22 protein-coding genes are annotated in these 25,227 nt (G+C 64.6%); 14 read left to right on the top strand and 8 right to left on the bottom strand.

Going from position 1 to position 25,227, the window contains the following annotated elements; all coding sequences use genetic code 11:
• Positions 1–103 precede the first annotated feature (103 nt).
• Positions 104–2,629, top strand: coding sequence for an ATP-dependent helicase HrpB (gene hrpB, locus QBK88_RS17865; protein ID WP_277963065.1), 2,526 nt, complete (start codon positions 104–106; stop codon positions 2,627–2,629).
• Positions 2,630–3,020: 391 nt separating this feature from the next.
• Here hrpB and QBK88_RS17860 read toward each other — a convergent pair whose 3' ends face one another.
• Both QBK88_RS17860 and QBK88_RS17855 read right to left on the bottom strand, forming a co-directional pair.
• Positions 3,021–4,103, bottom strand: a complete 1,083-nt coding sequence (locus QBK88_RS17860) for an endonuclease/exonuclease/phosphatase family protein (protein ID WP_277963064.1) — start codon at positions 4,101–4,103, stop codon at positions 3,021–3,023.
• A 64-nt stretch (positions 4,104–4,167) separates the two neighbouring features.
• Positions 4,168–4,827, bottom strand: coding sequence for a YciC family protein (locus QBK88_RS17855; protein ID WP_277963063.1), 660 nt, complete (start codon positions 4,825–4,827; stop codon positions 4,168–4,170).
• Between the two features lie 201 nt (positions 4,828–5,028).
• Here QBK88_RS17855 and QBK88_RS17850 point away from each other — a divergent pair, with 201 nt between their 5' ends.
• The 4 genes from QBK88_RS17850 (at position 5,029) to QBK88_RS17835 (ending at position 8,420) form a co-directional block, all read left to right on the top strand.
• Entirely contained in the window at positions 5,029–5,739 is a 711-nt protein-coding gene (locus tag QBK88_RS17850) for a DUF2076 domain-containing protein (RefSeq protein WP_268148104.1), read from the top strand.
• A gap of 129 nt (positions 5,740–5,868) precedes the next feature.
• Positions 5,869–6,348: a LabA-like NYN domain-containing protein gene (locus tag QBK88_RS17845; RefSeq protein WP_158153504.1), complete on the top strand. Its 480-nt coding sequence runs from the start codon at positions 5,869–5,871 to the stop codon at positions 6,346–6,348.
• A 15-nt stretch (positions 6,349–6,363) separates the two neighbouring features.
• Positions 6,364–6,975, top strand: a complete 612-nt coding sequence (locus tag QBK88_RS17840; RefSeq protein WP_277963062.1) for a 3'-5' exonuclease — start codon at positions 6,364–6,366, stop codon at positions 6,973–6,975.
• Between the two features lie 107 nt (positions 6,976–7,082).
• Complete coding sequence (locus tag QBK88_RS17835; RefSeq protein WP_277963061.1) at positions 7,083–8,420, top strand: DEAD/DEAH box helicase; 1,338 nt, start codon at positions 7,083–7,085, stop codon at positions 8,418–8,420.
• Positions 8,421–8,516: 96 nt separating this feature from the next.
• On the opposite strand, the gene QBK88_RS17830 is transcribed toward QBK88_RS17835, so the two are convergent.
• Both QBK88_RS17830 and QBK88_RS17825 read right to left on the bottom strand, forming a co-directional pair.
• Positions 8,517–9,752, bottom strand: a complete 1,236-nt coding sequence (locus QBK88_RS17830; RefSeq protein ID WP_277963060.1) for a TIGR03862 family flavoprotein — start codon at positions 9,750–9,752, stop codon at positions 8,517–8,519.
• A 151-nt stretch (positions 9,753–9,903) separates the two neighbouring features.
• Positions 9,904–10,821, bottom strand: a complete 918-nt coding sequence (locus tag QBK88_RS17825) for a histone deacetylase family protein (RefSeq protein WP_268148114.1) — start codon at positions 10,819–10,821, stop codon at positions 9,904–9,906.
• An 81-nt stretch (positions 10,822–10,902) separates the two neighbouring features.
• On the opposite strand from QBK88_RS17825, the gene QBK88_RS17820 reads away from it, so the two are divergent.
• The 4 genes from QBK88_RS17820 (at position 10,903) to QBK88_RS17805 (ending at position 14,557) form a co-directional block, all read left to right on the top strand.
• Complete coding sequence (locus QBK88_RS17820) at positions 10,903–11,472, top strand: GNAT family N-acetyltransferase (protein WP_268148116.1); 570 nt, start codon at positions 10,903–10,905, stop codon at positions 11,470–11,472.
• Between the two features lie 89 nt (positions 11,473–11,561).
• Positions 11,562–12,431 carry an acyl-CoA thioesterase II gene (gene tesB / locus QBK88_RS17815; protein WP_277963059.1) on the top strand — a complete coding sequence of 290 codons (870 nt, stop codon included), beginning with the start codon at positions 11,562–11,564 and terminating at the stop codon, positions 12,429–12,431.
• Positions 12,428–13,021 carry an HAD family hydrolase gene (locus QBK88_RS17810; RefSeq protein WP_277963058.1) on the top strand — a complete coding sequence of 198 codons (594 nt, stop codon included), beginning with the start codon at positions 12,428–12,430 and terminating at the stop codon, positions 13,019–13,021. Before tesB ends, QBK88_RS17810 begins: the two co-directional genes overlap by 4 nt.
• Positions 13,022–13,276: 255 nt before the next feature.
• Complete coding sequence (locus tag QBK88_RS17805; RefSeq protein ID WP_277963057.1) at positions 13,277–14,557, top strand: carbohydrate porin; 1,281 nt, start codon at positions 13,277–13,279, stop codon at positions 14,555–14,557.
• On the opposite strand, the gene ypfJ is transcribed toward QBK88_RS17805, so the two are convergent.
• Positions 14,558–15,457 (bottom strand): KPN_02809 family neutral zinc metallopeptidase, encoded by a 900-nt coding sequence (ypfJ, locus tag QBK88_RS17800; protein WP_277963056.1) that lies wholly within the window; start codon positions 15,455–15,457, stop codon positions 14,558–14,560.
• 146 nt (positions 15,458–15,603) lie between these two features.
• Between ypfJ and pcaH the strand changes: the two genes are divergently transcribed.
• On the top strand, positions 15,604–16,323 hold the full coding sequence (pcaH, locus tag QBK88_RS17795; protein WP_277963055.1) for a protocatechuate 3,4-dioxygenase subunit beta: 720 nt from the start codon (positions 15,604–15,606) through the stop codon (positions 16,321–16,323).
• Positions 16,324–16,336: 13 nt separating this feature from the next.
• Positions 16,337–16,942: a protocatechuate 3,4-dioxygenase subunit alpha gene (pcaG, locus tag QBK88_RS17790; RefSeq protein WP_277963054.1), complete on the top strand. Its 606-nt coding sequence runs from the start codon at positions 16,337–16,339 to the stop codon at positions 16,940–16,942.
• A gap of 69 nt (positions 16,943–17,011) precedes the next feature.
• Here pcaG and QBK88_RS17785 read toward each other — a convergent pair whose 3' ends face one another.
• Both QBK88_RS17785 and QBK88_RS17780 read right to left on the bottom strand, forming a co-directional pair.
• Positions 17,012–17,833, bottom strand: a complete 822-nt coding sequence (locus QBK88_RS17785) for an aldo/keto reductase (protein ID WP_277963053.1) — start codon at positions 17,831–17,833, stop codon at positions 17,012–17,014.
• A gap of 29 nt (positions 17,834–17,862) precedes the next feature.
• Positions 17,863–19,581 (bottom strand): FAD-dependent oxidoreductase, encoded by a 1,719-nt coding sequence (locus QBK88_RS17780; RefSeq protein ID WP_277963052.1) that lies wholly within the window; start codon positions 19,579–19,581, stop codon positions 17,863–17,865.
• Positions 19,582–19,772: 191 nt separating this feature from the next.
• On the opposite strand from QBK88_RS17780, the gene QBK88_RS17775 reads away from it, so the two are divergent.
• Together QBK88_RS17775 and QBK88_RS17770 are read left to right on the top strand one after the other, a co-directional pair.
• Positions 19,773–20,549, top strand: a complete 777-nt coding sequence (locus tag QBK88_RS17775; protein ID WP_277963051.1) for an IclR family transcriptional regulator — start codon at positions 19,773–19,775, stop codon at positions 20,547–20,549.
• A 160-nt stretch (positions 20,550–20,709) separates the two neighbouring features.
• Positions 20,710–21,453, top strand: a complete 744-nt coding sequence (locus tag QBK88_RS17770) for a sugar phosphate isomerase/epimerase family protein (protein ID WP_277963101.1) — start codon at positions 20,710–20,712, stop codon at positions 21,451–21,453.
• A gap of 87 nt (positions 21,454–21,540) precedes the next feature.
• On the opposite strand, the gene QBK88_RS17765 is transcribed toward QBK88_RS17770, so the two are convergent.
• Positions 21,541–22,857 carry an MFS transporter gene (locus tag QBK88_RS17765; protein WP_268148136.1) on the bottom strand — a complete coding sequence of 439 codons (1,317 nt, stop codon included), beginning with the start codon at positions 22,855–22,857 and terminating at the stop codon, positions 21,541–21,543.
• Between the two features lie 351 nt (positions 22,858–23,208).
• Here QBK88_RS17765 and quiC point away from each other — a divergent pair, with 351 nt between their 5' ends.
• Complete coding sequence (quiC, locus tag QBK88_RS17760) at positions 23,209–25,119, top strand: 3-dehydroshikimate dehydratase QuiC (protein WP_277963050.1); 1,911 nt, start codon at positions 23,209–23,211, stop codon at positions 25,117–25,119.
• Positions 25,120–25,227: the final 108 nt, after the last annotated feature.

Below are 25,227 nucleotides of genomic sequence, written 5' to 3'. Positions count from 1 at the left end.
GAAGGACACAACGTTACAGGCAAAACGCCGTTACCAGTAGATAAGACCATGATAATAGGGCGCGGGTTCGCCGTTATACTCGTCGGCTTGCTTGGGAGCCACCATGATTTCATTGCCGATTGATGCCGTTCTGCCAGCCCTTCGTGAAGCCCTTTCGGCCCGCCACGAAGCGGTCCTCGAAGCCCCGCCCGGTGCTGGTAAAACCACCCGGGTGCCGCTGGCGCTGCTCGATGAGCCATGGCTGGCGGGCCAGACCATTCTCATGCTGGAGCCACGGCGCCTGGCGGCCCGCGCGGCGGCCGAGCGCCTGGCCAGTGAGTTGGGGGAGAAGGTCGGTGAAACCGTGGGTTACCGCATTCGCCTGGAAAGCAGGGTTGGCCCTAAAACCCGTATCGAGGTTGTGACCGAGGGCATCCTTGCGCGGCGCCTGCAGGAAGACCCGGCGCTGGAGGGCGTGGGGCTGGTGATCTTTGACGAGTTCCATGAACGCAGCCTGGACGCCGACCTGGCGCTTGCACTGAGCCTCAACGGTCGCGAACTGCTGCGCGATGACCCGCCGCTGAAGATCCTGCTGATGTCGGCCACCCTGGAAGGCGAGCGCCTGGCCGCCATGCTGGATAACGCCCCCGTGGTGCGCAGCGAAGGGCGCATGTTCCCGGTGGATATCCGCTGGAGCCGGCCGTTCCAGCCGGGTGAATACGTGGAGCCGCGGGTGGTCAACACCGTGCTTGAAGCGCTCAACGACGAGACCGGTAGCGTCCTGGTATTTCTGCCGGGCCAGGCCGAGATTCGCCGCGTGCACCAGCAGTTGGCTGAAGCCTTGGGCGAAGGTGGCAACGTGCTGTTGTGCCCGCTGCACGGCGAACTGGACCTGGCCGCCCAGCGTGCTGCTATTGACCCGGCACCTGCCGGGAAGCGCAAGGTGGTGCTGGCCACCAACATCGCCGAGACCAGCCTCACCATCGACGGCGTGCGCGTGGTCATTGATGCGGGCCTGGCACGGGTGCCGCGCTTCGACCCGGGCAGCGGCATGACCCGGTTGGACACCCAGCGTATCTCCCGCGCCAGCGCCACCCAGCGCGCTGGCCGGGCAGGGCGGTTGGAACCGGGCGTGTGCTACCGCCTGTGGTCAGAGGCCCAGCATGAGCAATTGGCGGCGTATGGCGCCGCTGAAATCCTCCAGGCCGACCTGGCAGGGCTGGCCCTGCAACTGGGGCGCTGGGGCGTCACGCCCGGCCAGTTGAGCTGGCTCGACCTGCCCCCGGCGGCTGCCTACAACCAGGCCCTGGACCTGTTGGTACGCCTGGGGGCGCTGGCTGACGCGGGCGCGGTCAGCCTCACTGACCATGGCCAGGCCATGGCCCAGTTGCCTGCCCACCCACGCATCGCCCATTTGCTGTTGCGCGGGCATGCTCTGGGGCTGGCGGACCTGGCCTGCGACGTTGCGGCATTGCTGGGCGAACGCGACATCCTGCGTGGCGCCGGCGCCGACCTGCACAGCCGTCTGGGCCTGGTGTCAGGCGAGCAGCGCGGTGCGCGCGGCAGCCAGGGCGGTGTCCAGCGTGTACGGCAACTGGCCAGGCAATACCGCGGCTACCTCAAGGGCAATGGCCGCCAGCCGGTGGCCGATCCCCAGCACCCGCGCTGGCTGGGCGCGTTGCTGGCGCTGGCCTACCCGGACCGCGTCGCCCAGCAACGCCGGGCCGGTGGCGGCGAATACCGTCTGGCCAACGGCCGCGCTGCCCAATTCGGCGAACCGGACGCGCTGATGAAACACGAGTGGATCGTCATCGCTGACCTGGGCAGCCGCCAGGGCCAGCGCGAAGAGCGCATCTACCTGGCCACCTATTTCGACGCGCAGCTGTTGGACGGCGTACTGGCCGAGCAAGTGCGCCAAGTGGATCAATTGGAATGGGACGAGCGCGAAGGCGTGCTGCGCGCCGAACGCCAGCGCAAGGTCGGCGAGCTGGTGCTCAGCCGTGAGCCATTACCCGGGCTGGACGACGCAGCCAGGGCGCACGCCCTGGCCAGCCTGGTGCGGCGCAAAGGCCTGGAACTGCTGCCCTGGACCCCCGAGCTGCGCCAGTGGCAGGCCCGGGTCGGTCTGCTACGCCAACTGGACCTCGACAAACAAGGCGCCAGCGAATGGCCGGACGTCAGCGACGCCGCGCTGCTGGCAACGCTGGAAGACTGGCTGGAACCTTACTTGGGGAAAGTCACCCGACTGAGCCACTTCGGCAACCTGGACCTGTCCTCCATTCTGCGCAACGCCTTGCCCTGGCCGCTGCCCCAGCGCCTGGACGAATGGGCGCCGCAGCACCTCACCGTGCCATCAGGCAGCAACGTACGGCTGGACTACAGCGAGCTGCCGCCGATCCTGGCGGTGCGCCTGCAAGAACTGTTCGGCCTGGAAGACACCCCGCGCATCGCCAATGGTCGCCTGCAGGTCAAGCTGCACCTGCTGTCGCCGGCGCGGCGCCCGGTGCAGGTCACCCAGGACCTGGCCAACTTCTGGCGTACCACTTATGCCGAAGTGAAGAAAGACCTGAAGGGGCGCTATCCAAAGCACTACTGGCCGGATGATCCGTTGGTGGCGGAGGCCACGGCGCGCATCAAGCCTAGAAAATGAAAGGTGCAGGCCCGAGGCACCCGGTCCTATAGGGATTGGCGTGTACCGTGTTCCATTGTAGGACCGGGCGAAGCTCGGGAAGCGGCCAGCTTGTATCTGTCAGGAAGACCGCGGTGCCTGGTTCCCGAGCTGGCGCCCGGTCCCACAGTGATTGGCACGGACCGGTGTGTCGCGGAGCACCACGGTCCATTGTAGGACCGGGCGAAGCTCGGGAAGCGGCCAGCCTGTATCTGTCAGGAAGACCGCGGTGCCTGGTTCCCGAGCTGGCGCCCGGTCCCACAGTGATTGGCATGGACCGGTGTGTCGCGGAGCACCACGGTCCATTGTGGGACCGGGCGAAGCTCGGGAAGCGGCCAGCGCCTATCTGTCTGGAACTCTCGGCGCCTATCCCTCAATTAGCCGGCGGCGGCAACAACAGCCGCGCCATCAACGGCAGGTGATCGGCAATTTCCTCGGTGTCCTCCTGCCGCACCCGCGCTTCCATGCGCGTGAGCTTGGGACTGTGGAACAGGTAATCCAGCGTGCGGTCCGGGCCTGGCACCGCCGGGTCGTTGGGGTAGTAGGTGAACCAGTCGCTTCGGTCCGCGCCGCTGGCTTCCTGGTTGTCCGGGATCATGGGGTAACGGTCCCACAGCAAGTGCAAGGGGCTGTCCGCCGGGTAGGTGGCTTGCTGCGCCTGGCTCAGGCGCAGTGTCTGGCCCAGGGGCAAGGCATTGAGGTTGCCGCCCAGCAACCATGGGGTGCCATGGCTTTCCATGCGGTCGATGCGCTTGAGGATGGCTTGCATCTGCTGGCCCTGCAGGTCGCTTCCCGAGGCGGGCTTGTCCAGGTTGGTGTTGAGCACCGCCAGTTGGCCGCCACCCTGTATCGGCAAGTAGCTGGTAAGCAGGGCCCGCTGCGGTGCGAACGGGTTGCTCCAGCGCGGGCGGCCTGGCAGTTGCAGGCGCTCGGCCTGGACGATCTGGTAGCGGCTGAGGGTCACCAGTTTGCGGCCAACGCTGCCCAGGATATGCGGGTCGGGCACGAAATCGGCTTTCCAGTCGAAGGACTCGACGTCGCAGGGGTAGAGGTCGACGATGCGGGCGCGCAGCAACGCCAGCTGGTCCTGGTAATCGCTGGCCTTGGCGCCGTCGTCCAGGTCCTGCAGCAGCACCAGGTCGGGTGCCTCGTCACGGATGACCCGCGCCACTTCATCGAGGTTGTACGCCAGGTCTTCAGAGGTAGCGCGCTCATCCGGGCCGTTGCCACCGGGCAGGTCGTACCAGAACACGTACTGCTTGCCCGCCAGGTGCTGCACGTTCCAGGTCATCACCTTCAGCGCCTGGCCAGGCACCAGTTGCGGCGCAGCGCCGCGGCACATGCGTGTCAGTTTTTCCCGGGGCTCTGGGTGCCAGGTCAGGGTGTACACCAGCACCGCCAGCAACAGCGCCAGGGTCACCAGCACCAGCAGGGTATTGCGCAGTAGTCGGGTCATCGGCTCGGCTTATGGCGTGGCAATGCCCCTGAGCATAACCGAGCCGACGCCCCGGCCCAAGGCCTCACGCCTGGCCGGTCTTGCCCACGCGCAACATGTACAGGCGGTAGGCCACCACGCTGGTGAACAATTGCAGGAAGCCGTTGAGGCTATCGAGCAGCAACATTTGCCAGTGGCTGGGGTCAGGCCAGACGGTATTGCTGGCCAGGTCGATGGCCCATAGCGGCACCAGCGAGCCGAACACACAGGTGGCAATGGGCAGCAGGTGCCCCTGGGTCAGCTGGAAACTGTCGCGCATGGCCGCCATGGGGGTAAGGCCTCGCAGTACCAGCAAGTACTCGGCGAACACCAGTCGGATCATCACGTACACCCCGGGCAGGATGAACAGCGACAGGCCCAGCATGATCAACAGCGTGCTGGTGGCCGCCAGCACGGCGAAGAACGGCCACATCTGCAGCGTGGCCGCCAGCAGATTGCGCTTGAGCGGTTGCAGGCCCTGGCTGCGGGCATCGAGGAACAGAATCAGGGCGCCGGTGTACAGCGGGTAGAACAGCAGGCCCACGGCGATGTCATACATAGGCAAGGCATCGGGGCCGATGCTGTGTTGCACCACTTGCGAGGCCAGGGCTTCGAGCACCAGCAGCGGCAGGCACAGCTGGGCGATGCCGGCCAGGTTGCGGCGGAAGAAATACAGGGAGTCACGCAGTACGTCTAAGGGGTTCATCAGTCGCGATCGCACATGAAAAAGCAGGCCGACACTTTAGCCCATGCGCCCCGTGGCTCCAACCGTGGCGGTCGGGCGGCCGGCTGAAGGAAGTTTCATGCTGCGCCGCCATTGAAACCGTCACCCGGGTGCCCCATTTTGTACGCAGGCCGCCCATATCGGGCCGGGCCGAATTTTTACCGGCAATCTAACGAGGTCGCCATGAACAGCGAAGAGCAAACCCTGATCGATGGACTGTTTACCCGGCTCAAGCAAGCCGAAGCGGGATCAGCCCCACGTGACGCCCAGGCGTACGAACGGATCAAGGAACATGTGGCCGCGCAACCGGCAGTGCCTTATTACATGGCCCAGGCCATCCTGGTACAGGAAGCGGCCCTCAAGCGCATGGACGAGCAGGTCAAGAAACTCCAGGCCGACCTGGCCCAGGCACGTGCCCAGGCAGGCTCGGGCAACCAGCAGCCCGCCAGCGGCGGCTTCCTGTCGAACCTGTTCGGCGGTGGCTCGCGTTCCGAGCCCGCACCGGCCCCGCAGCAATCGGGCGGCTGGCGCGAGCCTGGCAACGGCTACCAGCAGCCTGCGCCGCAGCAACCACAATACGCACCGCCACCCCAGCAGGCGGCTCCGGCAGGTGGCGGCTTCATGCGGGGTGCCTTGCAAACCGCAGCCGGCGTCGCCGGTGGCGTGATGCTGGCCGAAGGCATCAGCAGCCTGTTCCACCACAACAACCAGCCTCAGGAAATCGTCGAGGTGCTGCAAGAGCCTGTGCAGGACCAGGGCGGCTGGGGCGGCAGCGAGCCTGAGCGCTTCGCCAACAACGATTCGTGGGGCAACGATAGCGGTAACCTCACTGACACCGACTTCAGCGATGACAGCGGTGGCAGCTTCTTCGATGACGACGACACCTTCGTCTGAGCCCCTTCGGCAGGCGGCCCGCGGCAGTTGCCCGGGCCGTTTCGCCAGACAATTCCCAGCACGCGCGTCGCAACTGGCATACTGACGGCCTGATCAAGGTCGAGCGCTCCGGCGCCACGAGGATGTGCGGTGAAAAGAATCGCGGTGTTCGCCGATGTACAAAACCTCTATTACACCGTGCGCCAGGCCTACGGTTGCCATTTCAACTATGCCGCCTTGTGGGCCGACATCAGCCAGCGCGGCCAGATCGTCGAAGCCTATGCGTATGCCATCGACCGTGGCGACAGCAAGCAGCAGCAGTTCCAGCAGATCCTGCGCAACCTGGGGTTCACGGTAAAGCTCAAGCCTTACATCCAGCGCAGCGACGGCTCGGCCAAGGGCGACTGGGACGTAGGCATCACCATCGATATCATGGACGTGGCCGACCGCGTCGATGAAGTGGTACTGGCCTCCGGCGACGGCGACTTCGACATGCTGCTCGACCGTATCATCAGCAAGCACGGTGTGCAGGCGGTTGCCTACGGCGTACCGGGGCTCACGGCGAACTCGCTGATCCGCGCCGCCAGCCGCTACGTGCCCATCGAAGGCGCGTTGTTGCTCAAGAATTGAATACCTGGAGTTGTCTTGGAACGTATTGCCGTCATCGACTTTGAAACCACCGGCATCTCGCCGGGCGCCTACTGCCGTGCCACCGAAATCGCCGTGGTGATGCTCGAACGCGGGCAGATCGTCGATCGCTACCAGAGCCTGATGAATGCGGGGGTGGCCGTGCCCGCGTTCGTCTCCAGCCTGACCGGCATCACCACCGCCATGGTCCGCGGTGCGCCGCCGGCTGCCCAGGTAATGGGTGAAGTGGCCGACTTTGTCGGTGACACGCCGCTGCTGGCCCACAACGCCTCGTTCGACCAGCGGTTCTGGGATTATGAACTGGGCCTGCTGCGCCGCGAACGTCGCCAGCGCTTCGCCTGCTCCATGCTGCTGGCCCGGCGCCTGATGCCGGCGGCGCCCAACCACAAGCTCGGCACCCTGACGCAATGGGCCGGCCTGCCGCACACCGGCACTGCCCACCGGGCCATGGCCGACGCCGAGATGGCGGCCAACCTGGTTCAGCACCTGGCCGGCGAGCTGCGTCAGACCCATGGCTTGAGCCAGGTGTCCCATGCATTGTTCTGCACCTTGCAGAGGGTGCCGGCGGCGAAGATCGGCGACGCGCTGCGCAAGCATCGCGGCGCCTGACCGCCCCGCCAGCGACCGTTCAGAAAAACTCGCTGGCAAGCCCGCCTCCACACGCCCTGACAAGGTAAACTGCGCGCATTGCAGAATTTGACCTGACGGTACCCTCGATGACATTCGCCACCCTTGGCCTGATTGAACCCCTGTTGCGCGCCCTGGAAACCCTTGGCTACCAGACCCCGACGCCGGTACAGGCCCAGGCCATTCCAGCGGTGCTGGCCGGCCGTGACCTGATGGCCGCCGCCCAGACCGGCACCGGCAAGACCGCCGGCTTCGCGCTGCCCATGCTGCAGCGCCTGACCATGGAAGGCCCGAAAGTGGCCAGCAACTGCGTGCGCGCGCTGGTGCTGGTGCCGACCCGGGAACTGGCCGAACAGGTGCACGCCAGCATTCGTGAATACGGTGAGCATGTGCCGCTGAGCACCTATGCGGTGTACGGTGGCGTCAGCATCAACCCGCAGATGATGAAGCTGCGCAAGGGCATCGACCTGCTGGTGGCCACCCCGGGCCGCCTGCTGGACCTTTATCGTCAGAACGCGTTGAAATTCAACCAGCTGGAAACCCTGGTGCTGGACGAGGCCGACCGCATGCTCGACCTCGGTTTCGCCGAAGAACTGCGCGATATCTACGCCGCATTGCCGAAAAAGCGCCAGACGCTGCTGTTTTCGGCCACGTTCTCCGACGACATCCGCCTGCTGGCCGGGCAGATGCTCGACAACCCGTTGAGCATCGAAGTCAGCCCGCGCAACGTAGCGGCTTCCACCGTGAAGCAGTGGATCGTCACGGTGGACAAGAAGCGCAAGCCAGAGCTGTTCATCCACTTGATGAAACGCCTGAAGTGGAAGCAGACCCTGGTCTTCGCCAAGACCCGCAACGGTGTCGATGCCTTGGTCGAGCGCCTGCAGGGCCTGGGCATCAACGCCGACGGCATCCACGGCGACAAGCCCCAGGCCACGCGCCAGCGTGCCCTGGACCGCTTCAAGGCCAATGAAGTGCAGATCCTGGTGGCCACTGACGTGGCCGCCCGCGGCCTGGACATCGACGACCTGCCCACCGTGGTCAACTTCGACCTGCCCATCGTTGCCGAAGACTACGTGCACCGCATCGGCCGCACGGGCCGGGCGGGCCAGACCGGCGAGGCGATTTCGCTGGTGTGCGCCGACGAAGTGCAACTGCTGTCGGCCATCGAAGTGCTGACCCGCCAGACCCTCAAGCGCCAGGAAGAGTCGGGTTTCGAACCCGACCACCGCGTCCCGGAAACCAATGCCAGCGGCGACGTGCTGAAAAAACCGAAAAAGCCGAAGAAACCCAAGGTCAGTGGCGGCAAGCGCACCCTGGGCAAATGGATGGACAGCGGCGACACGCCCACCGAAAACGTTGCCCCGGCCGCCAAGCCCGTGCGCAAGGTGCCGGCCTTCAACACCGGCCCACGCAAGCGCAAGCCTTAACGCGCTGTGTAGCAGCGGACCCGGCCGCGACCGGACCGCCGCGTGGTTTCATTCACCCCGCGTGACGGCCGGCCCGGCCAGGCCCGCTGCTGACGGTCAGGTGCGCAACCAGTCCAGCGCACCGTGGGCCGCAACTCGCCCGCTGGCGAAGCACGCCGTCAGCAGGTAGCCGCCCGTTGGCGCCTCCCAGTCCAGCATTTCCCCCGCGCAGAACACCCCTGGCGCCGCCGTCAGCATCAGTCCTGCATTCAGCGCGTCAAATCGAACACCGCCCGCTGTACTGATCGCTTCATCCAGCGGCCGTGGCCGCACCACGACGATGGGCAACGCCTTGATCGCCGCCGCCAGCACCTGTGGTTCATCAAAGGCAGCCTTGTCCGACAGCTCGCGCAGCAGCGCCGCCTTCACGCCGTCGATGCCCAGCACGCTGTGCAGGTGCTTGGCCATGGAGCGCGAACCCCGAGGCCTGCTCAAGGCGGCTGCCACTTTATCCACAGGCTTGCCCGGCAGCAGATCGAGGTAGACCGTCGCTTGCCCCTGCGCATTGATCTGCTCGCGGATGCGTGCCGACAGGGCGTACACCAGGCTGCCCTCGATACCCGTGGCGGTGACGATCGCCTCACCCAGGCGCGGCGTCTCGCCGGCCAGGTGCATGGCCACGTTCTTCAGGGGGGCGCCAGCGAACCTGTCGCGTAGCAAATCACTCCAGGCCGCCACTTCGAAACCGCTATTGGCGGGCTGAAGGGGGGCGATGGCTACCTGGCGCTCCGTCAACCAGGGCAGCCAGGCACCGTCGGAGCCCAGGCGCGCCCAACTGGCGCCGCCCAGGGCCAGCACCGTGGCGTCCGGCTTTACCGCCAACTCGCCCCCAGGGTGTTGAATACGCAGGCTGCCGTCGACGTTCCAGCCCTGCCAGCGATGCCGGGTGTGGATAACGACCCCCTGTTCACGCAGGCGCTTGAGCCAGGCGCGTAGCAGGGGCGCGGCCTTCATGTCCGTGGGAAATACCCGCCCGGAGGTGCCGATGAAGGTGTCGATGCCCAGGCCGTGAATCCACTGGCACAGGCGTTCGGCATCGAACTCGGCCAGCATGGCGGCCACCTCATCACGCCGCTCGGCGTAGCGCGCGACGAACGCAGGGTACGGCTCGGAATGGGTGATGTTCATGCCGCCGACCCCGGCCAGCAGGAACTTGCGGCCCACCGATGGCATGGCATCGAACACTTCAACGCGCACGCCGGCCTGGCTCAGCACTTCAGCGGCCATCAACCCGGCAGGGCCGCCGCCGATGATCGCGACATGATGAGCAGGGGTGGGGAGGGAATCTGACATGGGCAGCCACACGGTACGAAATAAGCCGGCCATTGTAGCTCATCAGCAGTGGATAAAAAACGTACAGCGGCCTGCAGGCCACGCCGTTACTGGCGTGGCAGGGCTTTCCCGCAGGTTATCCACAGGCGGCTCCACAGCCGATGTGGGTAAGTCACAACCCCAGATCTGTCCACACCCGCTGGGCACTGTGGTGCAGCAGCCCGTGGCGGCGGGCCAGGGCCTGGCGGTCCTTGCTGTAACCGCCGCCGATCACGCCCATCACCGGAATGTCCCGGCCCAGGCAATGGCGCAGCACACGCTCATCGCGCGCCGACACGCCCGCATCGGTCAGTTGCAGGTAGCCCAGGGCATCGTCCTTGTGCACATCCACGCCGGCGTCATACAGCACCAGGTCGGGCCGGTACAGGGGCAACAGGTAATCGAGGGTTTCGTCCACCACTTGCAGGTAGGCGTCGTCGCCCATGCCCATGGGCAGGGGGATGTCCCAGTCGCTGTCGGCCTTGCGCGCCGGGAAGTTCTTTTCGCAGTGCAGTGACACGGTGATGGCGCTGGGCGTGTCGGCCAGGATGCGTGCCGTGCCATCGCCCTGGTGCACGTCGCAGTCGAAGATCAGCACGTTGCCCACCCGCCCACTGCCCAGCAGGTAGTGGCTGATCACTGCCAGGTCGTTGAAGATGCAGAAGCCGGCGGGATGGTCATGATGAGCATGGTGGGTGCCGCCGGCCAGGTGGCAGGCCAGCCCGTGCTGCAAGGCCTGCTCCGCCGCCAGCAGCGAGCCACCCACCGCGCGCACGGTGCGCCGCGCCAGCGCTTCGGACCAGGGCAGGCCCAGCCTGCGCTGGTCTTCGCGCGCCAGGCTGCCGCTCATGTAGCGCTCGATGTAATCCCGGTCATGGGCCAGGGCCAGGATGTCTGCCGGGCACAGTTCGGGGCGCAGCAGGTCGGCATCGCGTACCAGGCCGCTGCTCACCAGGTGGTCGCGCAGCAGGCGGAACTTGTCCATGGGGAAGCGATGTTCCGGGGGGAACTCGGGGCTGTAATCGTCGTGGTAGATCAATGGCAGTGGCATGGGCACTTTCGGCGCAGGGGGTTGCCTGAATCTTGCCACCGGCAGAGTAAACTTCAAGGACCGTCAACGGGGAACACAGTGATGAAGCCGATCCTGGAGCTGGAAAGCGCGCGCCTGATCCTGCGCCAATGGCGTGACGAAGACCTGACGGAGTTCGCGGCCCTGTGCGCCGATGAGCAGGTGATGCGCTACTTCCCCGCCTTGCTCACACGCCTGGAAAGCGCCGCGTTGATCGGGCGCATCCGTGGGCATTTCAACGAATACGGCTTCGGGCTGTGGGCGCTGGAGCGCAAGGACACCGGGGCCTTCATCGGTTTCACCGGTTTGGGCCATGTCAGCTTCGAGGCGCCTTTCACCCCTGCGGTGGAAATCGGCTGGCGCCTGGCCAGCCGTCACTGGGGCCTGGGTTTTGCCAGCGAAGCGGCCTGGACCAGCCTGCGGGCCGCCTTCAGTCAGCTGGGGCTGGACGAGGTGGTGTCGTTTACCGCCCAGGCCAACGAGCCGTCAAAGAAGGTCATGCAGGCCATCGGCATGCAGCGCGACCCGTTCGGTGATTTCGACCACCCACGGCTCCCGCCCGGGCATGAACTGGAGCGCCATGTGCTGTACCGCATCAATCGCGACCAGTGGCGCCAGACCCTGCACGGCTAGCACCTGGTCGGCGGCCGGGGCTTTTGCCTGTATCATTCGCCCTCACTGTCTCGCCTCACGGGCACCGTTACTGTTTTTGGAGAGTTCGAATGAGCCACGTGTTGGACGATCTGGTTGACCTGTTGACCCTCGAGCCCATCGAGGAAAACCTGTTTCGCGGCCGCAGCCAGGACCTGGGTTTTCGCCAGCTGTTCGGCGGCCAGGTACTGGGCCAATCGCTGTCGGCCGCCAGCCAGACCGTCGAGGACGCGCGCCATGTGCACTCCCTGCATGGCTACTTCCTGCGCCCCGGCGATGCCCAGCTACCGGTGGTGTACATGGTCGACAAGGTGCGGGATGGCGGCAGCTTCAGCACGCGCCGCGTGACCGCCGTGCAGAAGGGCCAACAGATTTTCACCTGCAGCGCTTCCTTCCAGTACGACGAAGAGGGCTATGAGCACCAAGCGTCGATGCCCGGCGTGGTCGGCCCGGAAAACCTGCCCACCGAACTGGAACTGACCCAGCGCATCGCCCACACGCTCCCCGAGCAACTGCGCGACAAGCTGCTGTGCCCCAAGCCCATTGAAGTGCGCCCGGTAACCGAACGCGACCCCTACAACCCGGTCCCTGGGGACCCGGTCAAATACGTGTGGTTTCGCGCCGACGGCACGCTGCCGGACATCCCGGCACTGCACAAATACATCATGGCCTATGCCTCTGACTTCGGCCTGCTGACTACCTCGCTGATGCCTCATGGCAAGTCGGTGTGGCAGAAGGATATGCAATTGGCCAGCCTCGACCACGCCCTGTGGTTCCATGGCGACCTGCGTGCCGATGACTGGCTGCTGTATGCCATGGACAGCCCCTGGGCCGGCAATGCCCGCGGGTTCTGCCGCGGCAGCGTGTACAACCGTGCGGGCCAGTTGGTAGCGTCCGCGGCCCAGGAAGGCCTGATTCGCCACCGCAAGGACTGGGCATGAGCCTGCGCGACATACGCCACTGGGTGTTCGACATGGATGGCACCCTGACCGTGGCCGTGCACGATTTCGCAGCCATTCGCGTGGCCCTGGAGATTCCGCCCGAGGATGACATCCTGACCCACCTGGCGGGCTTGCCCGCGCACGTGGCGGCGGCCAAGCATGCCTGGTTGCTGGAGCACGAACGCGAACTGGCGGTGGCTTCCCGCGCCGCCGATGGCGCGGTCGAGCTGGTGCGCAGCCTGGCGGCCCGCGGCCACACATTGGGTATCCTGACGCGCAACGCACGGGAGCTGGCGCACATTACCCTTGAGGCCATCGGCATTGCCGACTGCTTTGCTGCCCAGGACGTGCTGGGGCGCGACAATGCGCTACCCAAGCCGGACCCCGATGGCTTGCTGAAGCTGGCCAATGGCTGGGGCGTGTCACCGTCGCAGATGGTGATGGTGGGCGATTACCGCTTTGATCTGGACTGCGGCCGCGCGGCCGGCACCCACACTGTACTGGTCAACCTGCCGGAAAACCCGTGGCCCGAGCTTGCCGACTGGCACGCGCCAACCTGCTCCGACCTGCTCGACCTCGCTACCCGCTGAGACCCGCCCTCGCACTGTCTGACCGGCCATCACCGGGCGGGCTTTCACGTTTGGAAAGCCCCGCTCGACCATCGCATACCTGCGTATGAAACTAAACTAACTATTCCGATCATTTTCTTAAATTCCGCAACACAATTTTGTTACCATTGGTCTTAATTCCGCAGGGGTGCGTCATTATGATGCACCCCTCGTACTAGGCTAAACATCCCTGCCGGCCGATACCTCCTCCTGAATCAATCGAAATCGTAGAGAATCATGCTCATCAAATCTTCGCGTCGCATCAAGACTTCAGGCCTGGTGGCCGGCCTGTCGCTGGGCTCCCTGGTGGTTCCGGGCCTCGCCCTGGCCGACGACTCGCTCATGACCGGTAACTGGGGCGGTGAACGTACGCGCCTCGAGAACGAGGGCGTGAAGATCACCAGTGACTACGTGTCCGAAACCTTCGGCACCGTGCACGGCGGCGAGAGCCACGGCGCCCGTTACGCCCAGCAACTGCGCATTGGCGCGCGGTTCGACCTGAGCAAGATCCTGGGCGTGGACAACGGCGGCCTGGTGCAGATCATGGTTACCGACCGCCGCGGCAACAGCGCCTCCAACGACCTGGTGGGCAACCGCCTGCCGGTGCAGGAAATCTACGGCGGCCAGTACACCCGTATCAGTGAATTCAGCTACGAGCGCACCATTTTCACTCCCAACCTGGACATGAAAGTCGGTTTCATGCCCATGGGTAATGATTTCGGTGGCATGAGCATTCTCACCAACTTCGTCAACGCCGGCTTCTGTGCCCACCCGTTGTCGATGTCCGGTGGCAGCGGCTGGACCAACGCCCCGACCGGCCACTGGGGTGGCATGCTGAAGTACAAGATCAACGACGAGTGGGCGATCCAGACTGCCGCGTTCGAGGTCAACCCGATCACCAACAGTGAGTCCAAGTACGCGCTGCGCATGAGCCCGGATCACTACACCGGCACCATCATGCCGATCGAGCTGATCTACACCCACGCCGGCGAATATGACGGCCAGTACAAGTTCGGCTGGTACTACGACACCTCCGATACCGCGCGCATCGACCACAACGGCACCGCTGCCGGCCGTTCCGGTTCCTATGTGCTGGCCGACCAGTCCGTGTGGCACTCGGCCACCGACCCCAAGCGCAACCTGCACGTGTTCGGCCAGGCCACCCAGACCGACGTGGCCACTTCGCCGTTCCACCACTGGTACTCGGCGGGCGTAGTGCTGCACAAACCGTTCGACAGCCGTCCTGACGACGCCATCGGCCTGGCCTACGGCCGTGCGGTGCTGAACCCGCACACCCGTGACAACCAGATCGCCGCTGCGTCCACCGCCGCCGCAGCTGATGAAATCAGCAACCTGGACAGCGGCGAGCAGCTGATCGAGCTGAGCTACACCGCCCAGGTCACCAAGTGGCTGACCGTGCGCCCTGACGTGCAGTACATCAAGGAGCCGGGTGCGTTCTACGGCACCAACACCCAGAACGCGCTGATGGCCGGTGTGCAGATCAAAGCGGCGTTCTGATCACAGCGCCTTGGCGCCAAAGGTATCGCACTGGTTCACCTGACCCTGTGCGAAACCTGCCTTGAACCAGCGCACGCGCTGGGCCGAGGTGCCATGGGTAAAGGAGTCGGGGACCACGCGTCCCTGGCTCTGTTCCTGCAGACGGTCGTCGCCGATGGCATTGGCGGCATTGAGCGCCGCTTCCACATCCCCCGGTTCCAACCAGTTCAGCCGTTGCTGGGCATGGTAGGCCCACACCCCCGCCAGGCAGTCCGCCTGCAGTTCCTGCCTTACCGACAAGCCACTGGCGCCTTCCATGGGCTGGCCACGCTGGCGTGCGGCCTGGATCTTGGCCGACACCCCCAACAGGTTCTGCACATGGTGGCCCACTTCATGGGCGATCACGTAAGCCTCGGCGAAGTCGCCGGCGGCGTGGAAGCGCTGGGCCATCTCTTTGAAGAAGTCCATGTCCAGGTACACCTGGCGGTCGCCCGGGCAATAGAAGGGGCCCACTGCCGAGGTGGCGAACCCGCAGGCTGAATTCACCTGGCCGCGGAACAGCACCAGCTTGGGGTCCTGGTATTGCTTGCCGGCCTGCTGAAAGATCTGGGTCCAGGTGTCTTCGGTGTCACCCAGCACGGCGCGCACGAAATCTGCCTGTTGGTCGTTGGCGGGCGGGGCAGGGCGGGTACGTGTGTCTGCCGGTGCGGTTTGCGGCTGGCTCAGTTGCCCGGTCAGTTGTCCGAGAATCTGCATGGGGTCCTGGCCGGTGAGCAAGCCAAAGCCCACGATCAGCACCACGGCTGTCAGGCTCAGGCCCTTGCCACCGATGCGCAGGCCGCCACCGCCGCCGCCTGCGGCAGAATCATCATCCCGGGCGTCGACCACGTTGTCACTGCGACGACCTTTTTTCCACAGCATGGCTTAGACCCTCCAGAACAGCGGTATGGATAACCAATTGGATATGTATGGTGCTGCTATATTCAATTTTCGATACTAAAGATTTCATTGAGACTAGCCCCAAGCCTGTCCGCAGGACCCAATAAATCAAATAATAGGAGAACGGCATGTCTTCCCAAGACACCAGTCGCTTCGTTATCCGTGACCGTAATTGGCACCCCAAAGCCTTGACCCCCGACTACAAGACCTCCGTGCCGCGCTCCCCGCGCCAGGCCCTGGTGAGCATTCCTCAATCGGTGAGCGAATCCACCGGCCCGGATTTCTCGCACCTGAAATTCGGCAAGTACGACAACGACCTGTTGCTGAACTTCAACAACGGTGGCCTGCCTATCGGCGAGCGCATCATCCTGGCTGGCCGCGTGTGCGACCAGTACGGCAAGCCGATCCCGCACACCCTGGTGGAAATCTGGCAGGCTAACGCCGGTGGCCGCTACCGCCACAAGAATGACCGTTACCTGGCGCCGCTGGACCCCAACTTCGGTGGTGTCGGCCGCATGGTCACCGACAGCGAAGGCTACTTCAACTTCCGCACCATCAAGCCGGGCCCGTACCCATGGCGCAACGGCCCGAACGACTGGCGCCCGGCGCACATCCACGTGTCGGTAAGCGGCCCGTCGATCTCTACTCGCCTGATCACCCAGCTGTACTTCGAAGGTGACCCGCTGATCCCGATGTGCCCGATCGTCAAGTCCATCGCCGACCCCGAAGCGGTACAGAGCCTGATCGCCAAGCTGGACATGAACCACGCCAATCCGATGGATTGCCTGGCGTACCGCTTTGACATCGTGCTGCGCGGCCAGCGCAAGACCCACTTCGAAAACTGCTGAGGAGAGCGCCACCATGCCTATCACACTGCTCAAGGAAACAGCTTCGCAGACCGCTGGCCCCTATGTGCACATCGGCCTGGCCCTGTCCGCCGCTGGCAACCCGCCGCGCGACCAGGAAATCTGGAACCAGATGGCCAAGCCAGGCGCCCAGGGCGAGCACATCGTGCTGCTGGGCGACGTCTACGACGGCAATGGCCACAAGGTGCGCGACTCGTTCCTGGAGTTCTGGCAGGCCGATGCCAACGGCCACTACGACACTGACTACAACCTGGAGAAGCCGTTCAACAGCTTCGGCCGTACCGCCACCACTTTCGACGGCGGCGAGTGGGACCTGCACACGGTCAAGCCGGGCGTGGTGAAGAACGCCGCGGGCGTTCCGATGGCGCCGCACATCAACGTCAGCCTGTTTGCCCGTGGTATCAACATCCACCTGCAAACCCGCATCTACTTCAGCGACGAAGCCGAGGCTAACGCCAAGGACCCGGTGCTGAACCTGATCGAGCAGCCAGCGCGCCGCGAGACTCTGATCGCTACCCGCTGTGAAGTGAATGGCAAGACGGCCTACCGTTTCGACATTCGCATCCAGGGCGAAGGCGAGACCGTGTTCTTCGACTTCTAAGCCGAAAAGCCGACACAAAAAAACCGCCTTGATGGGCGGTTTTTTTGTGTCGCATCGCCTGATAAGGGATCAATCCCACTGCGGCGCGAACGGCGGGCTCACCAGGCGTTGGTCCTTGGGCAGGCCGGCGATCAGCGCACGGTCTTCATCATCCAGCTGAACCTGTAGTGAGGCCAGGTTGCTCAACTGGTTGGCCCGGCTCGCCGCTTTCGGAATGGCTGCCACGCCGTCCTGGTCCAGCAGCCACTTGAGCGCTACCTGGGTGGGGAGCACGCCATGCTTATTGGCGATGGCCTGCAACTGCGGGTATTCCGACACCCGGTTGCGCACGATCGGGCTGTACGCGGTCAGGGCCATGTCGTGCTTGCGGGCCAGTTGCAGCAGCGGGGTCTGGTCCAGGGTGACGTGGTATTCCACTTGCAGCACCGACAGCGGCGCTTTAAGTTCTTCGAGCACCTTGGTCAGCAATGGCAACGGGAAGTTGGCCACGCCGATGTTGCGGGCACGGCCGTCTTCCTTGAACGAAACCAGCGTCTCGATGGTGCGCTCCAGGTCCCAGTCCTTGGTCGGCCAGTGGATCATGAACAGGTCGATGTAGTCGCTTTGCAATGCCTTGAGGGTATTGTCGAACGACTGGCGCATGTCGGCCGGCGCCAGCTTGTCCCACCACACCTTGCTGGTGACGTGGATCTGCTCGCGCGGCACCGAGGTCTGGGCCAGGGCGTTGCCTACGGCGTCTTCATTGTTGTAGCCGGCAGCGGTGTCGATGTGGCGGTAGCCCACATCCAGCGCCTGGACCACAGCGGCGGTGCATTCCTGGCCGACCATGGGCCAGGTACCCAGGCCCAGCTTGGGCATGTTCAGCCCGTGACGGTTGGTGATGCTCTGCATGCTCGATCTCCCTGCATTCGTGGTGGTGTTCATTCGTAGGTCGTTGCGCCCGCCAGGTGGCGGCCGGCGATATAGCCGAACGTGGTGGCCGGCCCCAGGTTGATGCCGCCGGCGGGGTAGTAGCCGCCCATCATGCTGGCCATGTCGGTGCCTGCCGCGTACAGCCCGGCGATGGGCTGGCCGCGGGCATCCAGTACCTGGGCATGTTCATTGGTGCGCAGCCCGGCGAAGGTGCCGAAGCTGCCCGGTTGAACCTTGACCGCATAGAAAGGCCCCTGTTCGATGGGGGCCACGCAGGGGTTGGGCTGGTGCAGCGCGTCGCCCTGCTTGCGGTTGTAAGGGGTATTGCCGCGGCCGAACTCGGGGTCCTGGCCATTGCGTGCGTAGTGGTTGAAGTCGCTGACCGTCTGCACCAGGCCGGCCGGGTCGATGCCGCAGGCAATCGCCAGTTCTTCGATGGTATTGCCGGTCTTCAGGTAGCCGTTGGTGACCCATGGCGAGACGGGCAGGGGGAAGGGGCGGGAAATGCCCAGGCCATAGCGACGCTGGAAGGCATGGCTGCAGATCAGCCATGACGCGACTTCTTCACCCGGTGCCTCGCGCACCATGGCGTTGGTGTAGTCGTAGTAGCCGTCGGCCTCGTTGACGAAACGCTTGCCGTTGGCCAGCACGCCGATGATGCCCGGTTTGCCCCGTTCGATGATGTGCGGGAAGTGGCCGAAGCTGCCGTCCTTGTAAGGCACCTTCGACACCGGGCACCAGGCCGCGGCGCTCACCAGGTCATCGGCCACCTGGCCGCCCACGCTCTCGCCCAGGCGCAGGCCATCGCCGCTGGTGCCCAGGGGCGGCAGCGCCAGGTGCTCGTGGCCAGTCGGGGTACGGGGGAACAGGGCCTTGCGCCGTTCCACATCATTGGGGAAACCGCCCGCCGCCAACACCACGCCTTTGCGGGCTCGGATGGCAATGTCCCCCTTGGCTGTCTGCACCACGGCGCCGGCCACGCGGCCTTGTTCGTGGATCAGGCTTTTGGCCGGTGCCGACTCCCACAGCAGCACGCCCAGGTCTTCGGCCGACTTGGCCAGACGCGCTACCAGCGCCACGCCGTTGACCAGGTGCATGGCCCGGCCGTGCACCGCCAGGTCCCACAGGTGGCGGCTGAAGCGCTTGGTCACGTGCAGCAGCGACTTCCAGGAGCGGGTCAGGGTCAGGAACGCGGTCAGATCAGCCCCCGCCATGATCGGCATCCCCATGAACGAGGTTTCGCGCAGGGTCCGGCGCAGGCGTTTGAGCAGCTTGCCCACCTGGCGCGCGTCATAGGGCGCGGCGATCACAGAGCGCCCGCCAGTCCCCGCTCCCGGCGTGTCACCGTGGATATCGGCAATGGCGTTGCCATCACTGAATTGCAAGGACGTGTGCTGTTCGAAGAACGCCACCATGCGCGGTGCCGCTTCCAGGAAAGCGTCGACGATGGCCGGGTTGAAGCGCTCGCCCAGTTCGTGTTCCAGGTAGGTGCGTGGCAGCGAGACGTCTTCGTCGATGCCCGCGCGCTTGGCCAGGGGGTTGCACGGCGTCCACATCCAACCGCCGGACCAGGCGGTGGCCCCGCCGAACACGTCGTCCTTTTCCACCAGGATGACTTTTTGGCCATGCCAGGCGGCGGTCACGGCGGCCGACAAGCCGGCCGCGCCAGAGCCGATGACCAATACATCGCAGTCCACGGTGGAATGAAGCGGGGTAGCGGCAGGCATGAACAAGATCTCCTGGCGGCGGCTCGGTGGGATGACGGATTTTGTAGTATTCTGGAACCGCGTTCCACATTCTATGGCGGCCATGTCGTCGCCGCCAAGGGTGCGCGTGGCGAAATTGGGCGAAGATCGGACAGCTTGCGCTTCGCCCCACCGCGTTTAGAATCGCCCCACTTTCACCAGGACCCGTCACCATGGCCGGCAGTCAGATCGAACGTGCTTTCAGCCTTCTGGAAAGCCTCACCAGCGACCCCCGGGGCTTGCCCATGCAGACCCTGGCCGAGCAACTGGACATTCCCAAGAGCGCTACCCACCGCATGCTCGGTGAGCTGATGCGCCTGGGCTACGTGCGCCAGAACCCCGACAATAACCGTTACCACCTGTCCACCAAGCTGGTGGCCATGGGCTTTCGCTACCTGGCCAGCAGCGGCGCGGACATCGTTCAGCCGATCCTGGAGCGCCTGGCCCAGGAAACCGGCGAGCTGGTGCGCCTGGGGGTGATCGACGGCGAGCGCCAGACCTGGATCGCCAAGGCCCAGGGCGCCCGCTCTGGGCTGCGCTACGACCCGGAAATGGGCCAGGACGCGCCGCTGTTCTACACCGCGTCCGGCCACGCCTGGCTGGCCAGCCTCAGCGATGCCCAGGCGCTGGCCCTGGTGGAGCGCCAGGGTATCGCCAACCGCGAAGACTTCGGGCCCAACGCGCCGAAGTCCAATACCCAATTGCTCGAACACCTGGAGCAGACCCGCCAGCGTGGCTACTCGCTGGTAATGGAAAGCTCGGCAATAGGCACTTCGGCCATCGCCGCCGTGGTGCGCCGGCCGGTCGATGGCCAGGTCGTGGGAGTGGTGAGCGTGGCCGGCCCTACCGCGCGCCTGAGCCAGGCCCGCCTGCAGGAACTGTCGGCGCCCCTTCTGGCCGCTGCCGCGGAGCTCTCCCAAGCGTGCCCTGCGTCCGAACTGTTCAGCTGATTGCCGCTCTTCGCAGCTTGTCGTGGCGTGGAAAAACCTCTTGCAGGAAAATGGAACTGAGTTCTAAATACTGAAGCAAGAACATCATCACGAGGATTCCCCTGTGCCACGCATCCTGTCCCTCGCCGCCCTGACGGTGCTTGAATTGTCCCCACCGGACATGGTTGAAGTCGCCGCCCGCGCCGGCTACAGCCATGTTGGCCTGCGCACGGAACCGGCGACCCCCGAGGAGCACCATTTTCCCCTGGTGCGCGACGCCGAGCTGCGCCGCCAGACTGCCGCGCGCTTGCGCGACACCGGCGTCAAGGTACTGGACATCGAGATACTGCGGCTCAAGCCCGATACACTGGTGGCAGACTTCGCTGCGCACCTGGCCGTCGGTGCCGAGTTCGGCGCCACCGAATTGCTGGTGGCGGGCAATGACCCGGACGAGGCGCGCCTGACCGAAAACTTCGCTGCCCTGTGTGACTTGGCCAAGCCCTACGGGATTCGCCCGCACCTGGAGTTCATGCCTTGGACCGACGCCAAGAACCTCGTGCAGGCCATGCGTATCGTCGAAGCAGCGGGGCGGGACAATGGGTGTGTGCTGGTCGACGCGTTTCACTTCGACCGTTCTGCCTCGCGCCTGGAAGACCTGCGCCAGCTACCGGCTTCACGTACCCATTACGTGCAGCTGTGTGATGTGGCCGGCCCCCGTCCTGATGATATGGCGGAGATCCTGCGCCAGGCGCGCAACGAACGGCGCTTCCCTGGGGATGGTGATTGCGATCTGCTGGGGCTGCTGCGGGCATTGCCGGCGGGCTTGCCGCTGAGCCTGGAAGTGCCGGTGCGCGACGGCGGCAGCGCCCTGGAACGGGCAAAGAAGGCGCTGGACAAGACCCTGCAGGTCCTGGAGCGCCTGTAGCAGCGGACCCGGCCGCGTCGCAGTCACCGCGTTCTGCCGATCTAATGCGGCGACTGCGACGCGGCCGGGTCCGCTGCTACGGTCGCACTAGTCGACTACCGGCACCTTGCGCGGCGCCATCAGGTACAGCCAGGCCAGTGCGATGAAGTACATGCCCGGGATGATCATGAACAGCACGTGGTAGTTGTTGTGGGTCACGGTCAGGATGTAGCCGACGATCTGGGTCATGAACATGCCACCCACCGCCGCGCACATGCCGCCAAAGCCGAACACTGTGCTCATCATGGGCTTGGGTGTGTAGTCCATCACCACCGCCCAGATGTTCGCTGTCCACGCCTGGTGCGCGGCGATGGCCAGGGAAATCGCCAGTACCGCCACCCACAGGTTGCTGGCGCCCGCTGCGCCGATCACGGCGACGATGCACAGGGCGAACAGCAGCATGGAGGTCAGGCGCGCCTTGACGGGTGACACCCCGCGGCCAATCAGGAACGACGACAGGATGCCGCCACCCACGCTGCCGAAGTCGGCGCTCAGGTAGATGATGATCAGCGGGATGCCCATTTGGGTCACGTTGATGCCCAACTGGTATTGCTGGTTCAGGAACGGCGGCAGCCAGTACAGGTAGAACCAGAACACGGGCGCTGTCATTGCATTGGCCAAGGCGTAGGCCCAGGTGCCACGCATGCGCAGAATGCGGTGGAACGGCACGGCCTTTTGCTCAGGCTCGGGTTCGGCCTGGATGTAATCCAGTTCGCTCTGCTTTACCCGTGGGTGGTCTTCGGGGTTGTAGTATTTGAGGGCCCAGCACACGCTCCAGGTCAGGCCCAGGCAGGCCATGCAAATGAACGCCGCCTGCCAGCCCCACACGGCGAGGATCAACGGCAGCATCACCGGGGTAATCATCGCGCCCACGTTGGTACCGGCGTTGAAAATACCGGTGGACACTGCGCGTTCGCCAGCCGGGAACCACAGGCGCGTGGTTTTAACGCAGGCTGGGTAGTTGGCTGCCTCGGTCATGCCCAGAATGAACCGGCACACCATGAAGCCCACGGCCGACGTGGCCAGCCCGTGCAGGCCGGTGGCCACGCTCCACAGCAGCACCGCGCAGAAGAACACGCGTTTGACGCCCACCTTGTCGATCAGCCGGCCTTGCAGCACGTAGCCGATGGCGTAGCCCACCTGGAACCAGAAGTTGATGTTGGCGTAGTCCATCGCCGTCCAGCTCATTTCCTTGGCCAGGATAGGCTGCATGACGCCCAGGGCGGCACGGTCGATGTAATTCAGGGTGGTGGCGAAGAATACCAGGGCGAGCATGCCCCAACGGGTTTTGCCCACGGCCAGGGCGCCGCGGATTTTCTCGCCCATGCTCGCATGGCGAGGCGCAAGTGCATTTACAGCGTGCATGATGGTTACCCGATTTTTTGAAATTTTTATGGAGTAGCGCGGTTCTGAAGTACGCTGGGTTGGCGTAGCTCAGTGCTGCGTCTGCTGGCTTTTGGCCGGCTGACGGGCTTCAATGAGGGGGGCGATGGTGGCGATTGATCGAAAAATCGTCAATTGAACCGGTGTGTTTTCGGTCGATAATCGCCCACAAAACTAACTGGTTCGTACGCCATAAAAGTGCGGTATAAATTAGCATCCAAGAATTCTTTCAACCCGTCGCAGGTGCGCCTGACACCCTGTAACGGACATCGGCCAGCTGGCCAGATGCGGACCCGTGAAGTGCCCTGGCCGCCAGCCCCATGGAGCTGAAACATGCATCGTTCGATTGCCACCGTCTCCCTGAGCGGTACCCTGCCGGAAAAACTCGAAGCCATTGCCGCCGCGGGTTTCGACGGTGTCGAGATCTTCGAAAACGACCTGTTGTACTACGATGGCAGCCCGCGCGAAATTCGCCAGATGTGTGCCGACCTCGGCATCGCCATCACTCTGTTCCAGCCGTTCCGTGATTTCGAAGGCTGCCGCCGTGATCGCCTGGCCCGCAACATCGAACGCGCCGAGCGCAAATTCGACCTGATGCAGGAACTGGGTACCGACCTGGTGCTGGTGTGCAGCAACGCTTCGGCTGACTCCGTGGGCGACCGCCAGATCCTGGTCGACGACCTGCACTTGCTGGCCGAGCACGCGGGCAAGCGCAACCTGCGCATTGGTTACGAAGCCCTGGCATGGGGCAAGCACGTGAATACCTACCAGCAGGTCTGGGACATCGTCAAAGCCGCCGACCATCCGAACCTGGGCGTGCTGCTGGACAGCTTTCATACCTTGTCGCTCAAGGGCGACCCGGCGGCCATCGCCGCCATTCCGGGCGACAAGATCTTCTTCGTGCAGATGGCCGACGCGCCGATCCTGAACATGGACGTGCTGGAGTGGAGCCGCCACTTCCGCTGCTTCCCGGGGCAGGGCGAGTTCGACCTGCCGGGCTTCCTGGCGCCGATCATCAAGTCCGGTTACACCGGCCCGCTGTCGCTGGAAATCTTCAACGATGGCTTCCGCGCCGCGCCGCCGCGCGCCAACGCCGCCGACGGCCTGCGCTCGCTGCTGTACCTGGAAGAGAAAACCCGCAAGCTGCTGGAACAGGAAGCCACCCCGGCGCCGAACCTGGACATCCTGTTCTCGCCACCCCAGGCCGACGCTTACGACGGTATCGAATTCCTCGAGTTCGCTGTGGACGAAGCCCAGGGCGCCAAGCTGACCAATGTGCTGGAGCAACTGGGCTTCGCCAAGGCTGGCCAGCACAAGTCCAAGGCCGTGAGCCTGATGCGTCAGGGTGACATCAACCTGATCCTCAACTCCGAGCCGTACTCGTTCGCCCACAACTTCTTCGAGTCCCACGGTCCTTCGCTGTGCGCCACCGCCATTCGGGTGAAAGACAGCGCCAAGGCGCTGGAGCGCGCCGTGGCCTACAAAGGCCAGCCGTTCCGTGGCCTGGTGGGCCCCAACGAGCGTGAACTGGCCGCCGTGCGCGCGCCGGATGGCAGCCTCATCTACCTGGTGGACCAGGACGCCCAGGGCCGCACCATCTACGACACCGACTTCAGCCTCAAGGACGTCAAGCAGAACCCCCTGGGCCTCAAGCGCATCGACCACATGGCCATGGCGCTGCCGCCGGACAACCTCGACAACTGGACGTTGTTCTACAAGAGCCTGCTGGACTTCACCGCCGACGACGAAGTCGTGCTGCCCGACCCGTACGGCCTGGTGAAGAGCCGTGCGGTACGCAGCCGTGACAGCTCCATCCGCCTGCCACTGAACATCTCCGAGAACCGCAACACCGCCATTTCCCACGCGTTGTCCACCTACCGTGGGTCGGGCGTGCACCACATTGCCTTCGACTGCGACGACATGTTCGCTGCCGTCACCAAGGCCAAGGAGGCGGGCCTGGCGCTGCTGGACATCCCGCTCAACTACTACGACGACCTGGCCGCGCGCTTTGACTTCGATGACGAGTTCCTGAGCGAACTGGCCTACTACAACGTGCTCTACGACCGTGACGCCAACGGCGGCGAGCTGTTCCACGTGTACACCGAACCCTTCGAAGACCGTTTCTTCTTCGAAATCATCCAGCGTCGCAATGGTTACGCCGGGTACGGGGCGGCGAACGTCGCGGTGCGTCTGGCGGCCATGGCCAAGGCGCGCAGCAAGGGTGTTCGCCACGCCAAACTGTAACCGTTTGCATGCAATTGCAAGCCTTTGGTTGTAGACCGGGGCTTGCAGGCTTCCTTCGCCGCGCTGGCCGCTCCATAATTGCCGCTGTTTAACGATGGCCGTGAGCCC

It is taken from the genome of Pseudomonas sp. RIT-To-2 (assembly GCF_029623465.1).
GTDB lineage: Bacteria > Pseudomonadota > Gammaproteobacteria > Pseudomonadales > Pseudomonadaceae > Aquipseudomonas > Aquipseudomonas silvicola.
The sequence above is the reverse complement of the archived record's forward strand: the minus strand, read 5'-3'. Positions and strand labels throughout refer to the sequence as shown.

What these genes read in the sequence shown, in the direction of transcription:
- QBK88_RS17855 (WP_277963063.1), bottom strand. Translation starts at nt 4,827, where the DNA reads ATGAACCCCTTAGACGTACTGCGTGACTCCCTGTATTTCTTCCGCCGC.
- QBK88_RS17850 (WP_268148104.1), top strand. Translation starts at nt 5,029, where the DNA reads ATGAACAGCGAAGAGCAAACCCTGATCGATGGACTGTTTACCCGGCTC.
- QBK88_RS17835 (WP_277963061.1), top strand. Translation starts at nt 7,083, where the DNA reads ATGACATTCGCCACCCTTGGCCTGATTGAACCCCTGTTGCGCGCCCTG.
- tesB (WP_277963059.1), top strand. Translation starts at nt 11,562, where the DNA reads ATGAGCCACGTGTTGGACGATCTGGTTGACCTGTTGACCCTCGAGCCC.
- QBK88_RS17810 (WP_277963058.1), top strand. Translation starts at nt 12,428, where the DNA reads ATGAGCCTGCGCGACATACGCCACTGGGTGTTCGACATGGATGGCACC.
- QBK88_RS17830 (WP_277963060.1), bottom strand. Translation starts at nt 9,752, where the DNA reads ATGTCAGATTCCCTCCCCACCCCTGCTCATCATGTCGCGATCATCGGC.
- QBK88_RS17805 (WP_277963057.1), top strand. Translation starts at nt 13,277, where the DNA reads ATGCTCATCAAATCTTCGCGTCGCATCAAGACTTCAGGCCTGGTGGCC.
- pcaG (WP_277963054.1), top strand. Translation starts at nt 16,337, where the DNA reads ATGCCTATCACACTGCTCAAGGAAACAGCTTCGCAGACCGCTGGCCCC.
- QBK88_RS17775 (WP_277963051.1), top strand. Translation starts at nt 19,773, where the DNA reads ATGGCCGGCAGTCAGATCGAACGTGCTTTCAGCCTTCTGGAAAGCCTC.
- QBK88_RS17785 (WP_277963053.1), bottom strand. Translation starts at nt 17,833, where the DNA reads ATGCAGAGCATCACCAACCGTCACGGGCTGAACATGCCCAAGCTGGGC.
- hrpB (WP_277963065.1), top strand. Translation starts at nt 104, where the DNA reads ATGATTTCATTGCCGATTGATGCCGTTCTGCCAGCCCTTCGTGAAGCC.
- QBK88_RS17820 (WP_268148116.1), top strand. Translation starts at nt 10,903, where the DNA reads ATGAAGCCGATCCTGGAGCTGGAAAGCGCGCGCCTGATCCTGCGCCAA.
- QBK88_RS17825 (WP_268148114.1), bottom strand. Translation starts at nt 10,821, where the DNA reads ATGCCACTGCCATTGATCTACCACGACGATTACAGCCCCGAGTTCCCC.
- quiC (WP_277963050.1), top strand. Translation starts at nt 23,209, where the DNA reads ATGCATCGTTCGATTGCCACCGTCTCCCTGAGCGGTACCCTGCCGGAA.
- QBK88_RS17780 (WP_277963052.1), bottom strand. Translation starts at nt 19,581, where the DNA reads ATGCCTGCCGCTACCCCGCTTCATTCCACCGTGGACTGCGATGTATTG.
- ypfJ (WP_277963056.1), bottom strand. Translation starts at nt 15,457, where the DNA reads ATGCTGTGGAAAAAAGGTCGTCGCAGTGACAACGTGGTCGACGCCCGG.
- pcaH (WP_277963055.1), top strand. Translation starts at nt 15,604, where the DNA reads ATGTCTTCCCAAGACACCAGTCGCTTCGTTATCCGTGACCGTAATTGG.
- QBK88_RS17860 (WP_277963064.1), bottom strand. Translation starts at nt 4,103, where the DNA reads ATGACCCGACTACTGCGCAATACCCTGCTGGTGCTGGTGACCCTGGCG.
- QBK88_RS17770 (WP_277963101.1), top strand. Translation starts at nt 20,710, where the DNA reads ATGGTTGAAGTCGCCGCCCGCGCCGGCTACAGCCATGTTGGCCTGCGC.
- QBK88_RS17765 (WP_268148136.1), bottom strand. Translation starts at nt 22,857, where the DNA reads ATGCACGCTGTAAATGCACTTGCGCCTCGCCATGCGAGCATGGGCGAG.